The following is a 13,968-nucleotide window of genomic DNA, read 5'->3' as shown; positions in this document are numbered from 1 at the left end:
ATGAATATTTTCGTATTAATGAAACGTACATTCGATACGGAAGAAAAAATTGTCATTCAAAATGGGAAAGTAAGTGAAGAAGGTGCGGAATTTATCATTAATCCGTACGATGAATATGCGATTGAAGAAGCGATTCAAGTGCGCGATCAACACGGTGGAGAAGTGACGGTCGTTACAGTTGGAAACGAAGATGCGGAAAAAGAGCTTCGCACAGCGCTTGCGATGGGAGCAGATAAAGCGGTCCTTATTAACATTGAAGATGATGTAGAAAACCGCGATCAATATACAACGGCAAAAGTGCTTGCAGAATATTTAAAAGATAAACAGGCCGATTTAATTTTAGCAGGGAACGTAGCCATTGACGGTGGTTCTGGCCAAGTTGGTCCGCGTGTTGCTGAATGGTTAGGTATTCCTTACGTAACGACAATTACGAAACTAGAAATTGATGGAACAAATGTGAAAGTTGTGCGTGATGTTGAAGGGGACGAAGAAGTGGTTGAAACATCGTTACCGTTATTAGTGACGGCGCAACAAGGTTTAAATGAACCGCGTTATCCATCATTGCCGGGGATTATGAAAGCGAAAAAGAAACCGCTTGAGGAATTAGAGCTTGATGATTTGGATTTGGAAGAAGATGATGTCGAAGCAAAAACAAAAACGATTGAAATCTTTTTACCACCGAAAAAAGAAGAAGGGAAAATTTTACAAGGTGACATTTCTGAACAAGTAAAAGAACTCGTTTCACTTCTTCATACGGAAGCAAAAGTCATTTAATAGGGGGATGGGGATTATGGCAAGAAAAGTGTTAACATTAGCTGAAGTGCGCGATGGGGCGTTGCGCAACGTATCATTTGAAGCAGTTGCTGCGGCAAAAACGATGGCGGAAGGCGGAGAGGTTGTTTCTGTCGTTGTCGGAGCGAGCGTTCGCTCATTAGCGAATGAGCTCATTGCTTACGGTGCAGACCGTGTTATTGTTGTCGAGCATGAAAAATTAGCGACTTATACACCAGACGGCTATGCCCAAGCGTTGCAAGCTGTTGTTGAGCAAGAGAAGCCAGAAGGAATTGTATTCGGACATACAGCGCTTGGAAAAGATTTATCGCCAAAACTTGCTGCAAAATGGCAATCTGGACTTGTGTCCGACGTTGTTGCTGTTGAAGAAACAGGAGGAAATATCGTTTTTACGAGACCAATTTATTCGGGTAAAGCGTTTGAAAAGAAAATTGTTACAGACGGTTTCATGTTTGTTACCGTTCGTCCGAACAATATCGCCCCACTTGAAAAAGATGAGAGTCGTACAGGTGCGATCGTTGACGTGCAAGTAGATATAAAGGATTTACGCACAATCGTTCGTGACGTTGTGCGAAAAACAGCAGAAGGTGTCGATTTGTCAGAAGCGAAGGTTATTGTTGCTGGAGGCCGCGGCGTGAAAAGTGCCGAGGGGTTCGAACCGCTAAAAGAGTTAGCGAACTTGCTTGGCGGTGCGGTCGGGGCATCGCGTGGAGCGTGCGATGCAGGATATTGCGATTACTCTCTCCAAATTGGTCAAACAGGAAAAGTCGTTACACCAGACTTATATATTGCATGCGGCATTTCTGGTGCTATCCAACATTTAGCAGGAATGTCGAATTCAAAAGTGATCGTAGCAATTAATAAAGATCCAGAGGCGAATATTTTCAAAGTAGCAGACTACGGCATCGTTGGTGACTTATTTGAAGTCGTTCCGCTTTTAATTGAGGAATTTAAAAAATTAAAAGTACATTCATAAGGCAGAGCATGATGCTTTGCCTTTTCTTTTCAGCATATTTTTTAACGACAAGGAAATAGTAGAAGCGAAGCAAATCATTGGCGTAATGAATACGTTCAATGGTATACTATGTGCATGGAATTGAAATATTTGAGGAGGAATGAAACATGGCAATTGTAAATGCAACAGATCAAACGTTTGTGAATGAAGTAAAAGAAGGGGTTGTACTCGTTGACTTTTGGGCACCTTGGTGCGGACCTTGCAAAATGATTGCACCTGTATTAGAAGAAGTTGATCGCGAGCTTGGTGGCAAAGTGAAGGTTGTGAAAGTGAATGTCGATGACAACCCAGAAACAGCTGGAAAATTTGGCGTTATGAGCATCCCAACATTATTTGTCTTTAAAAACGGTGAAGTTGTCGACAAAACAGTTGGTTTCCAACCAAAAGAAGCGCTTGTTGGTCTTTTAAGCAAACATTTATAATCGACACGCCTCGGAGAAATCCGGGGTATTTTTTTTGAAATTTTATATTGACATTGAAAATCGTTCTCTAATATAATGATAACGGTTAATGATAATCGTTATCAAAAAAAGGGGGATACATACGAAATGAAAAAACGTCAATTAAAAGCTGTATTTGCCATGTTTTTATTAGCAGGTGGTGTGCTTGCAGGTTGCGGACAACAAAAAACGGAAACGACAGAGAAAAAGGAAGAAACAAAAGTAGAGGAAAAACAAGAAGAGCAACAACAAGCTGAAACGGAGCAAGCGGAAGAGCAAGTAAACGTTCAAACGTTCATTGATGCTTATAAGGCGATCAAAGCAGAAACAGAAAAAGCGAAAGAAGGACAACCAGTCGATTGGAGTCTTGTGGAAAAAACATATACAGAGCAACTCCAAAAGCCGATTAACGAACTAGATGGTACATTTGCCCAAACGATTGAGGCAGCGATTCAAGGTGGAAAAAGCGGAGAGCTAAACGTACATCCGGCGCGCCAAATTGTAGATAAAGTGACGCAGTCATATTTTTATCAGTTGCAAAAGAAATTGCAAAAAGACGTTGTCGCTGCACTTGAAGCTGGCGACCAACAAAAAGCGACAACATTGTTCGAACAAATTAAGTTGCTAGCAGCGGAAATTTTCGTTCCAACAGCGATGAAACGTGATGAATATTATCAATTAACAGGGGAATCTAGCCTTGAACAAAGCATTAACGCTGGTTTAGCTGCCCAAGAAGAAGCGTTAAAAGCAAATAACGTAGATGATTTCAAAGTGTACATTCAGTTGACGGATAAATCGATTTATCGCAGCTACTATTTAGCATCAAAATCATATGCTGAAAAAATTGAAGCAGGTGTGAAAGAAGGAAAGGCAGAAGATGAGCTAAAAGGTCAACAAGCGGAAGCGTGGGGCTTTTTCCAAGCGATCAAAGGCTCTTTAGCTGAAGGTGATGAAGCTGCAACAACTCGCTTAGATGAGATTTTATCATTGAATAATGATTACAAAAACATTAAAGCAGAAGAAGTAGGCGCATTATATGCAAAAGCGTTGTTTGGCAAAATGAAAGGCTATCATGAGAAAGCACCAGCGCAATTAGATGAAAACAACATTGTCGAAGCGAAAGTGAAAGCATTAGAAGGTAACATGTTCTTAAAAGCGATCGAATTAGATGTGAAAGCAAAATTAGGTGAGCAAAAAGCAGCAGACGTGTTTGCTACTGCAGAAAAATGGTATAACGCCATTGCTGAAAACAAAAAAGATGAAGCTGCTCAACATAGCAAAGCTGTGCTTGATGCTGTCAGTGCGATCATTCAATAAAAAAGAGCCGCGCATAACACGCGGCTTTTTTGTTGTGATACAATAGTAGCGCATAAACGATGAGGGAGTCAGGTAAATGGCAAAAGTATGTATCACAGGTGGAGCAGGATTTATTGGTAGTCATCTAGGGAAAAAATTGCTTGAACTTGGGCATGAGCTCGTTGTTATTGACAATTTCCATCCGTATTATTCAACATATCGGAAGCAGCGCCAGCTTCAACAAATAAAAGACATCGGTTTTTTTCACTTTTACGATGTAGATATTTTGCAAGCGGATGTTTTAAAACAAATTTTTTTACATCATCGTCCTAATGTTGTGTTTCATTTAGCAGCGTTACCTGGTGTACAGCCTTCATTAACGGAGCCGCTTGCATATATTGACTACGATGTGAAAGCGACAGTAAACGTATTACAAGCAGCGGGGGAGGCGGAGGTCGAGCGTGTGTTATTCGCCTCTTCTTCTTCTGTGTACGGTGATCAAGCGTTTCGGCCATTAAAAGAAGATATGGCGAATGGACAAGTCGTTTCCCCATATGCAGCTGCAAAATATAGTGCGGAATCGTTTTGCCATGCATACGCGCATATATACGGCTACACGATGACGATTTTTCGTTATTTTACTGTATACGGACCATGGGGGCGGCCGGATATGGCCATTAGTAAATTTATTCGTCAATTGTTGCGCGATGAGCCGATTACCGTTTACGGTGAACATACAGCTCGCGATTATACGTTTATTGATGACATTGTTGACGGAATGATTCGAGCGCTAGATCGGAAAGGAACAAGTGATGTGTTTAATCTTGGGGCTGGTCAACCTGTGACGATGAAGCAGTTGCTTGCAGAGTTCCAAGTCCATTTTCCACATATGCGTATTCATTACGAACCTTCTCGACTTGGGGATGTTGTCGCTACATGGGCGGATATTACGAAAGCGAAAGAACAGCTCGGATATGAGCCGCGCGTATCGTTGCGAGAAGGATTAGCAAAGACGATTGAATGGGCGAAGCAATATGAAAAATAAGCAAATCAACATCGTGATACGGATCATTAGCTTTCTGTTTATTGCCATGTTTATATGGATGACTGTTCAACATTTTGATGCTAAACTGTTGTTCGATCTTATGCATAAGCTTGTTTCGCAACCGTGGCATGCGAGCTATATGTTTATCATGTACGGCCTTGCCTTCGTTTTACGCGCAATGGCATGGAAATGTTATTTGCCTCAGGCTCGTTTTCAAACGTGTAGCGATGGGTTATTTGCTAGTTTATTTATTAATCACATTTTTCCGATTAAAATTGGCGATGCTGCTCGCATTAGCATATGCGCAAGGCGAGATCGCATCCCGTTTGCAATTGTTGCCGAGTCTGTCATTGTATTACGCTTTCTCGATTTGATCGTTTTATTTTTCTTTGCTTTTTTTGGGGCAATTGTTTATATGCGCACTGTTATCCGTTCGGCCGTTATTTTTCTCCTCGTTTTCGGCGGTATCGTTGTGTTGTTTTTCATCCTTCGACACATCGATTTGTCATGGCTACAAAAACATAAACAACATTGGGACATGATATGGAACAGCCGTCGCTTTGTGCCGATTGTTGTTGCTATTGTTTTCAGTTGGATATGTGAAGCTGTCGTTTTGTTTGAAATGGCGAAAATGGTCGCCTTTCCACTTTCATTTGCTCAATCGTTATGGGTAAATAGTATGACCGTTGGAGGCCAAATATTTCAAATGACTCCAGGAGGATTGGCGACGTATGAAGCTGTGATGGCATTTGCGTTAACGCGCATTCATCCGTATTGGGAACAAGCATACGCCCTCGCGTTAGTTACTCATTTGTTTAAATTTTTATTTTCTTATGTCGTCGGGCTATATGTATGGTTTCGCATCCCGACATTATGGACATTCGTTCGAAAGGAGGACGCAGCATGAAAAAAGCATCGAAGTTTGAAAAAATAGCGGCAAGATGTTGGAACTTATTAAATGAAGGAAAGCCATTTACTCCGATTTTCGTCATCGGGACGATGCTTCTTTTTCATTTATTTGATGGTATGACGTTGGAAGAAGGGGAAAAGCTATTTCGTAGCTTTTTACTCACCATCCCCCTTTTCGTTTTGTACTACGTATATGATTATCCGTTATTTTTACGTAACTATTTATGGGTTCCGTACGTCGTGTTTTTAATGATTTGGTCTTTCGTTCCGATGAGCTTACTTTTGCTTGCTGTCAGTCTTTACTTCTTTTTTACTGTTTTCTTTTGGGGAACGTTATATTATCATTTACGAATTGGAACGACATGGTTGAATTTTACTCGTTTCTGGAAATTGGTGTTGAAAAACAGCGATTCGACAAGCGGAAATGCGCAAGAGCAGTTGCCGAAAGTGTTGTTGCTTCTTTCTGTATGGGAATATGGCGTGCAGCATAGCGTACATGTACCGTCACTTAGTGTGTTTTATATGTTTGTTTTCGCATGGTCATTTGTTTTGCATCGCTATTTATTTGATTGGAAACCGAAAGTCATCGATCAGTACACGAACAATGTACCGTCAAATGATAAGCCGTTGAGTGATCGCGTCATCGTCCTCGTTATTGATGGGATGAGAAAAGACCGTTTTGAACAAGCAAACGCTCCATTTTTAAAATCGCTCCGTGCTAACGGAACAGATTTTACACAAATGGAAACGGTATATCCTGCTCGGACGGTTGTTTGCTTTACATCGATGCTTACAGGAACGTATCCGTTTGAGCATGGCATTCGTTCAAATATGGTATGGAAGCTAGGTATTCGAGTAGAAAGTATTTTTGACTCACTTCGAAAAGTAGGGAAAAAAGGAAAAGTGCTCGGTATCGCTCATCTTGTCGATTCCCTAGGAAATGATGTCGAAACAGTTACAGCTGTCATGCATAACGATGTAGCAGACCGTAACATGATGGAGCGGGCGAAACAAATCATGGCCGAACAAGATTTAGATTTATTCGTCGTTCAATTCATTGGAACGGATCAAACAGGGCATAGTCGCGGTGTACATTATGATGAGTATGTGCAAAAAATTGAAGAAGTTGATCGGCTCATTCAACAATTTGTTGAATGGCTACACGAACAAGGGAAAATGGATAATACGACGTTAATCGTTTGTGCCGATCATGGACAAGCAGATGGAATTGGTGGACACGGCCATTTAGACGAAGGAGAACGATATGTCCCATTTTTCATGTACGGTCCGATGATTGAAAAAGGAAAGCGCATTGACGAAAAACATAGTCTCGTTTCCCTTGCACCAACGATTGCTTATTTGTTAGGAGCTCCATATCCGAGCCATAGCCGTGGCCCTGTGTTAGTCGAATCGTTGAAGAAAGAGGGAAGATGATGAAAGTCGTTGTATTTTTGCCTGCACATAATGAAGAGGAAGCGATTGGAGAAGTTATTCGTCGCATTCCGAGGCATATTGGATCGAATATAGAAGTACATGTACTAGTTGTTGACGACGGCTCAACGGATCGTACGGTTGACGTCGCTAAGCAGGCGGGAGCTGATTTCATTTATCGACACGAACGAAATCGTGGGTTAGGGGCAGCTGTACGTACCGGTTTACAACAATGTGTCGAACTTAATGCCGACATCGGTGTTATGATTGATGCAGATAATGAATATCCACCAGAGCAAATTCCAGATCTTATCATGCCTATTTTATGTGGAGAAGCGGATTATACGATGGGTTCCCGCTTTCTAGGAACGATTCATGGGATGAAATGGCATCGCCGCATCGGAAATTATATGTTTACGTTGCTTCAATCCATTTTATTAAAAACATGGATTTACGATGGTCAATCAGGCATGCGGGCTTTTTCACGTGAGGCGATGGAAGAAGCGGAAATTATTCATGATTACAACTACGCTCAAGTATTGACGTTAAATTTAGTTCGCAAAGGATTCCGCTTAAAAGAAGTGCCGATTGTATATCAAGTGAGGACAACAGGTCAGTCGTTTATTAAGTTTACAGCTTACTTAAAACACGTCATTCCTGCGATTGTGAAAGAAATGTGTCGTCCGGTAAAACGAAAGTATACGCGCTCTGTTCAACAACGCTAGAGAGTCATTCTCTAGCATTTTTTCTTGACAACAATCATGATAATTATTATCATTATCATCGAAGGAGGAGATCGGAGTGAAAAAGTTTTTATTTTTTTGTTTATCAATGATACTGATTTTCACTTCAGCCCCTACGTCTTCGTTCGCTTACTCATACGGTGATCCGAACGAAGAGGCGGTTGCTGAAGCGTATAAAGAGATGGTCGCGAAAGCGCAAGAGAAAAAGTTCGATGAAGTGAAAGCCATTTATGAAACGGTACAAAAAGAAATTGATATGCATATGGGTCCTGAACCGTCTGCCATTATTTTAGAGGCGATTGAAAATAAAGATGAGGATACGATCATTTCCGCAATGCAAAAAGTGCTTGTGTTAAACGTTGCGCGTCGTTTAGAAAATGTAGAAAAGAATTTCGATAATTACGATACGAGCAAACGTTTATTAGCGAAAGCATTTGCTACATATAAAGCACTTTCCCCGATTGTACAACAAAAAGATGCTAAACTTGATGAAAAATTAAAGCAGCAGTTTGACATTGCGTTGCAATCGCTCGGAAATCCGGGACTGTTTGGAGTAGGAAAGAAAGAATCGAACATCAATCAATTTAAAGAAAGCAAACAAACGATTTTGAAAGCGTTGCAAGATCAATTTGAATTAGAAAATATTGAAACGGGTCATTTTACTGACGAAGATTTAGATCGATTAGCAGCAGCAAAAAAGAAGGAATGGACGGATTTGTCGGATATAAAAAACTGGGTTCCGATTATTGCTATTATCGCTGTTATTGTTGCTGTTGTCGTGTATGCCATGAGAAAACGGAAGTAAAGAAAGGGGGCGCGTGCGTTGGAAGTTCAAGCACTGCTCATTACGTTTCGTGAAGCGTTAGAAGCGCTATTAATTGTTGGGATTATTACATCGTATTTGAAGCGCATTGATCAATCACGTTATGTGAAATATGTTTGGCTCGGTGCAGGGCTAGCTGTGTTTGCAAGCGCGGTTGTTGCGTTATTATTCCAAGTCGTGCTGACCGGTTTTTCCACGATGGCAAGCGAAATATATTTAAAGGTGAGCATCATCTTCATTTCTTCCATCTTGCTGACGCAAATGGTATTTTGGATGGCAGAACATAGCAAAGATATAAAAAGTAGTATGGAAGGAAAAATGAGCAAATACGTTTCTAAAGGCGACGTATTTGGTATGGTGATGCATTCGTTTTTAGTTGTACTGCGCGAAGGAGTGGAGACAGTCTTTTTCTTTGCCGCCATTACAGGTGGAAATATCGGAGCAGCGGTACAAGGATGGGGAGCCATTACTGGTTTAACGATCGCTGCTATCGTCAGCTACATGTTCTTTAAAGGAACGATGCGCGTACCATTAAAAACGTTTTTTAAAGTCACCGGTGCATTTATCATTTTGATTGCAGCTGGGTTGCTTGTACAAGGCATTTCGATGTTGCAAGATTTAAAAATTATCGGTAGCGTGATGCCGCACGTGTACGATATTACATGGTTTATGCCGGAGCATCCGATTGACCATGAACATTTCGTACGCGACACAGGACAAGAACCGATTCTTTCTGGCGATGTCGGTATTTTCTTCAAGGCGTTATTCGGTTATTCGTCGATGCCATCACTTGAAGAAGTGTTAGCATATATTGGTTATTTCGTCGTCATTTACTTACTTGTGAAAACACGTTATGGTGCGAAAGAAGAAAAAAACGAAAAAAATGAGAAGGTGCTTGAACAACAAGTAATGTAAAGTACAAGGGGATCCTTGTACTTTTTTACTTAGGAGGGTTTTATTGTGCGAATCGTTTCAATCATCGTGCTGTTTACAGTATGCGCATCGTATTTCGTCTATGCTAGCCCGTTTGCAGCAACGTGGGATGAAGTGGACTTTGCTCTCGCCCTTGATCGATACGATTTACTTGCGATGCAACCACATTTTCCGGGATATCCGTATTTTATTTTTGGCGGGATGCTCATTCATTCGTTTGTTGACAATGCTGCCAAAGCGCTTGCGATTTGGAATGGGTTACTGATGACGAGTGCGATGATTCCAATTTATTTCCTTGCTAAAACATACGTGGAAAAAAAGTATGCGCTCTTCATTACAGCACTCGTCCAATCGCTTAGCTACGTCATGTTAATCGTTTCACAACCGATGTCGGAGGGGAGTGCTCTCGCTGTTTTATGGTGGTATGTGTGGAGTTTAGAACGTGCGCTTCACTCGGACCGTGTTCATGTGCAATGGCTACCGTTATTATTATTTAGCATTATGCTTGGTATTCGCTTATCGTACATTCCTTTTGGGGTTGGTATATTATATGTTTGGTGGAAGCGGAGGTATCGTTTGAAACAGCTTCTGTTATGCAGTTTGGCAGCAGTTGCGTTTCAATTCATTTGGATGGGTGCAGTAGCTGCAACAGAAGGAGAAGGTTTTTGGCATCTTGCATTTTCATTTGTAACAGGGCATTTTACACAATGGGGAGGAACGGTTTCAACGGATGAAGCACCGTTTTGGCAGCGAGTATATACGCTTATTTTTTATAATATCATTTGGACAGGCATGGCAAAGCAGTCTGTATGGCTACTTAGTTGTTTTGCTATTTTATTCTTTATGACGTGGAAGCATATATTTCTTCCAAATGTATATCGTTTGCTTTTATTGACGTATTTTCTTTGGGCGTTATTTGCGCAAAATATTGAAAAACCGAGGCATATATTGCCGATTGTCATCATCGTTTCATTCTTTTTGTTTGTAAGTGCCCTTCAGTCGTCATCGCGCATGCGCCTCATCGTTATGCTCGTTTTACTCCTCTCTCAAGCGGTAATCGGCATGCGAGGGGTAAACAATCAAGCGACACAGTTGCCAGCGACGTATCAATTGGCGTATGATTTTGAACAGAAAGAACAACCGTTTATTTTATTTACGTGGGAAGAGACGCGTGTTCTTGAATATTTACGTGTTTCTTTTCCACATGAACGCGTGTTCTCGTTTGATGTTTTTCAACGTGACAAAGCCGCATTTCCTCATGCGAAAGTGTATGTGACTAATCATGTCGTCAAAGGGTTTCAAGCGCAAGGAATAGACGTTCGGCCATATATTCGCCCGGTTCGGACGTATGAGTCGAGCTTATTGTCTGACCCTGTGTATGGGTGCATTACAGTATATGAATGGCGAGAGGAGGAAAAACGTGAATGAGCGATTAAAAGAAAAGTTGGCGATTTTGCCTGATCAGCCGGGATGCTATTTAATGAAAGATGCACACGGAACGGTCATTTACGTTGGAAAAGCGAAAGTGTTGAAAAATCGTGTGCGCTCTTATTTTACAGGCACACATGACGGAAAAACACTTCGCTTAGTAAACGAAATTGCGGACTTTGAATATATCGTGACGTCTTCGAATTTAGAAGCGCTCATTTTAGAAATGAACTTAATAAAAAAATACGATCCGAAATATAACGTCATGTTAAAAGACGATAAAAGCTATCCATTCATTAAAATTACCGGTGAAACACATCCGCGTCTGATCATTACTCGGACGGTGAAAAAAGATAAAGGGAAATATTTTGGTCCGTACCCAAACGCCCAAGCAGCTCATGAAACGAAAAAATTGCTCGATCGTTTATATCCGTTGCGAAAATGCGATAAAATGCCGAAAAAAGTTTGTTTATATTATCATATGGGACAATGTTTAGGCCCGTGTGAATATCACGTGTCGGAGGAAGAAAACAAACAAATTGTTGAACAAATTACTCGCTTTTTAAACGGCGGCTATAAAGAAGTCAAAGAGAAATTGACAGAAAAGATGATGGAAGCAGCGGAACAGTTACAGTTTGAGCGGGCGAAAGAATACCGCGACCAAATTTCGTATATTGAAACATTAATGGAAAAACAAAAAATGATTTTACACGATTTCGTTGACCGCGACATTTTTGGATATGCGTACGATAAAGGATGGATGTGCGTACAAGTATTTTTTATTCGACAAGGGAAGCTTATCGAACGCAATGTGTCGATGTTTCCGCTATACCAAGAGCCGGAAGAAGAATTTTTAACGTTTTTAGGTCAATTTTACAGTAAACATTATCATTTAAAGCCACGCGAAGTTGTATTGCCGCGAGAAATCGATGGAGAAATGGCGGCGAAATTGCTCGATGTGAATGTTACACAGCCGAAAAGCGGCAAAAAGAAAGAACTTGTTGATTTAGCTTGTAAAAATGCGCACATTGCGCTGCAAGAAAAGTTCTTTTTAATTGAACGTGACGAAGAACGAACGATTCGCGCGGTTGAACGGCTAGGTGAAGCGCTGGGGATTCCGACACCTCATCGGATTGAGGCGTTTGACAATTCAAACATTCAAGGAACAGACGCTGTTGCCGCCATGGTCGTATTTATTGACGGAAAGCCGGAAAAAAAAGAATATCGGAAATATAAAATAAAAACGGTGCAAGGTGCAGATGATTACGAGTCGATGCGTGAAATTATTCGCCGGCGTTATACTCGTGTATTGCGCGAACGTTTGCCCCTCCCTCATCTCATTGTTGTCGATGGAGGAAAAGGACAAATACAAGCTGCAAAAGAAGTGTTGGAATGCGAGCTTGGGTTATCAATTCCGATCGCTGGGTTAGTGAAAGATGAGAAACATCGGACGTCCCATTTCCTTTTTGGTAATCCACCGAGCATCGTTTCATTAGAGAAAAATAGTCAAGAGTTTTATTTGCTACAGCGCATTCAAGAAGAAGTGCACCGGTTTGCGATTACATTTCATCGGCAAGTTCGTTCAAAATCTGCGTTTCATTCCATTCTCGATCAAATTCCGGGAGTTGGGACAAAAAGGAAACAAGCGTTATTGCAACATTTCGGATCGATTAAAAAAATGAAAGAAGCGACAGTTGAACAAATACAAGAAGCAAACATTCCAAAACATGTGGCACAAAAAATTCACGAAACGCTTCAAACGTACGAAAGCTGACCGTCATCGGTCAGCTTCATCTTTTCGGTCCCATTTGACCGTGAATAAAACAGTTTTGGCGCGCCGTTTTTGTTGTTCAAACGCTTCTGTGACATATCCTTTTTGTTGTTCGAACTGTTGGGCAAGAAAGCCCGCCTCAAGTTGAAATGTGCACTCTCCACTATAATCGAATCGCATTGCGACGAGCGGTCCTTCTAATTGAAGTGCACATTGATCTTTTTTTTCTTCAAGCAGCGATAAATTTCCCCAACCCGCTTGTTCAAAAAAAGAAATGACATCATCGATTGTAGCTAGCGGGTATTTTCTCGCTAAATCTTTTCCTGCCCAATATAAAATAAATGGCGTTTCTTTTCCGAACAAATTTGGCAACAATTCTTGCCGAAATAAAAAGTCGCTAAAAGCAGAAATGTTCATTTGTTTCCACTGTTCATGCCCGCTCACGTTCAATTCCCCTCTCTATTTTTTCATTATAGCGCACAACAATGTGAAAAACAGTATTGACTTTTCTTTTATTTCGGACTTCACTAGAAGTATAGTTGTTTTAAAATTTTAAATGATTGAACATTTCGTGAACACCTTTTCTTGACGCTCCTACATTCTGGGAGTACAATGAATGTGACAATGATCAATGGAAATGGAAGTGTTTACACATCTGTTGTTCATTGTCTAGTAGATGCGGATGGGAGCTCATAGAAAAGGAAGATGACAATTTCAAGGGGGGTTATGTATGGCACAAAATCGAGAGTTTTTTTATCGTCGACTCCATTCATTGCTCGGAGTCATTCCAGTCGGGCTGTTTTTAACGCAGCATTTAGTTGTTAACCATTTTGCAACAAGGGGAGCAGACGCATTTAACAAGGCGGCTGCTTTTATGGAGCAGCTACCGTTTCGTTACTTTTTAGAAATTTTCGTTATTTTTCTTCCGTTATTATTCCATGCCATCTATGGGCTATATATCGCATTTACGGCACAAAACAATGTGAGTCGTTACGGATATTTTCGTAACTGGATGTTTATGTTGCAACGCTTAACGGGGATTATTACGCTCATTTTCGTCGTCTGGCACGTATGGGAAACGCGCATTCAAGCTGCGCTTGGTGCGGAAGTGAACTATGATATGATGGCGAACATCGTTGCGAACCCGTTTATGCTTGCATTTTATATTGTCGGAATCGTTTCTGCGGTGTTTCACTTTGCAAACGGGCTATGGTCGTTTTTCGTTAGTTGGGGTATTACAGTGACTCCTCGTTCACAACAAATTTCTACGTACGTGACAATGGGGATTTTTGTCGCGCTTTCGATCGTTGGTATACGCGCGATTTTAGCATTCGTTTAATCC

The 13,968-nt window shown here is 41.0% G+C and carries 14 protein-coding genes; 13 read left to right on the top strand and 1 reads right to left on the bottom strand.

Features of this window, described 5'->3' with window-relative positions:
* The 12 genes from ACPF7I_RS11050 (at window position 1) to uvrC (ending at window position 12,629) form a co-directional block, all read left to right on the top strand.
* Entirely contained in the window at window positions 1-774 is a 774-nt protein-coding gene (locus ACPF7I_RS11050) for an electron transfer flavoprotein subunit beta/FixA family protein (protein WP_430743292.1), read from the top strand.
* Window positions 775-790: 16 nt separating this feature from the next.
* Window positions 791-1,768 (top strand): electron transfer flavoprotein subunit alpha/FixB family protein, encoded by a 978-nt coding sequence (locus ACPF7I_RS11045; protein ID WP_430743293.1) that lies wholly within the window; start codon window positions 791-793, stop codon window positions 1,766-1,768.
* Between the two features lie 146 nt (window positions 1,769-1,914).
* On the top strand, window positions 1,915-2,229 hold the full coding sequence (gene trxA / locus ACPF7I_RS11040) for a thioredoxin (protein ID WP_009361800.1): 315 nt from the start codon (window positions 1,915-1,917) through the stop codon (window positions 2,227-2,229).
* Between the two features lie 126 nt (window positions 2,230-2,355).
* Window positions 2,356-3,564 (top strand): hypothetical protein, encoded by a 1,209-nt coding sequence (locus tag ACPF7I_RS11035; RefSeq protein ID WP_430743294.1) that lies wholly within the window; start codon window positions 2,356-2,358, stop codon window positions 3,562-3,564.
* 76 nt (window positions 3,565-3,640) lie between these two features.
* Window positions 3,641-4,588, top strand: a complete 948-nt coding sequence (locus ACPF7I_RS11030) for an NAD-dependent epimerase/dehydratase family protein (RefSeq protein ID WP_430743295.1) — start codon at window positions 3,641-3,643, stop codon at window positions 4,586-4,588.
* Window positions 4,578-5,495, top strand: coding sequence for a lysylphosphatidylglycerol synthase transmembrane domain-containing protein (locus ACPF7I_RS11025; protein ID WP_430743296.1), 918 nt, complete (start codon window positions 4,578-4,580; stop codon window positions 5,493-5,495). Before ACPF7I_RS11030 ends, ACPF7I_RS11025 begins: the two co-directional genes overlap by 11 nt.
* Window positions 5,492-6,931 carry an alkaline phosphatase family protein gene (locus ACPF7I_RS11020; RefSeq protein ID WP_430743297.1) on the top strand — a complete coding sequence of 480 codons (1,440 nt, stop codon included), beginning with the start codon at window positions 5,492-5,494 and terminating at the stop codon, window positions 6,929-6,931. Before ACPF7I_RS11025 ends, ACPF7I_RS11020 begins: the two co-directional genes overlap by 4 nt.
* Complete coding sequence (locus ACPF7I_RS11015; protein WP_430745895.1) at window positions 6,931-7,653, top strand: glycosyltransferase family 2 protein; 723 nt, start codon at window positions 6,931-6,933, stop codon at window positions 7,651-7,653. Before ACPF7I_RS11020 ends, ACPF7I_RS11015 begins: the two co-directional genes overlap by 1 nt.
* A gap of 76 nt (window positions 7,654-7,729) precedes the next feature.
* On the top strand, window positions 7,730-8,476 hold the full coding sequence (locus ACPF7I_RS11010) for a hypothetical protein (RefSeq protein ID WP_430743298.1): 747 nt from the start codon (window positions 7,730-7,732) through the stop codon (window positions 8,474-8,476).
* 18 nt (window positions 8,477-8,494) lie between these two features.
* Window positions 8,495-9,409 (top strand): FTR1 family iron permease, encoded by a 915-nt coding sequence (locus tag ACPF7I_RS11005; RefSeq protein WP_430743299.1) that lies wholly within the window; start codon window positions 8,495-8,497, stop codon window positions 9,407-9,409.
* A gap of 45 nt (window positions 9,410-9,454) precedes the next feature.
* Window positions 9,455-10,855, top strand: a complete 1,401-nt coding sequence (locus ACPF7I_RS11000; RefSeq protein ID WP_430743300.1) for a nucleoporin-interacting protein — start codon at window positions 9,455-9,457, stop codon at window positions 10,853-10,855.
* Complete coding sequence (gene uvrC, locus ACPF7I_RS10995) at window positions 10,848-12,629, top strand: excinuclease ABC subunit UvrC (protein WP_430743301.1); 1,782 nt, start codon at window positions 10,848-10,850, stop codon at window positions 12,627-12,629. Before ACPF7I_RS11000 ends, uvrC begins: the two co-directional genes overlap by 8 nt.
* Window positions 12,630-12,632: 3 nt before the next feature.
* Here the strand turns inward: uvrC and ACPF7I_RS10990 are convergent, their stop codons facing one another.
* A complete protein-coding gene (locus ACPF7I_RS10990; protein WP_430743302.1) occupies window positions 12,633-13,070 on the bottom strand; it encodes a YslB family protein in 438 nt (145 codons plus the stop codon).
* 286 nt (window positions 13,071-13,356) lie between these two features.
* Between ACPF7I_RS10990 and ACPF7I_RS10985 the strand changes: the two genes are divergently transcribed.
* Complete coding sequence (locus tag ACPF7I_RS10985) at window positions 13,357-13,965, top strand: succinate dehydrogenase cytochrome b558 subunit (protein WP_430743303.1); 609 nt, start codon at window positions 13,357-13,359, stop codon at window positions 13,963-13,965.
* Window positions 13,966-13,968: the final 3 nt, after the last annotated feature.

It is taken from the genome of Anoxybacillus dikiliensis (genome assembly GCF_050613275.1).
Lineage (GTDB): Bacteria > Bacillota > Bacilli > Bacillales > Anoxybacillaceae > Anoxybacillus.
Note: the sequence above shows the minus strand (reverse complement) of the source record. Positions and strands in the feature narration are given on the sequence as shown.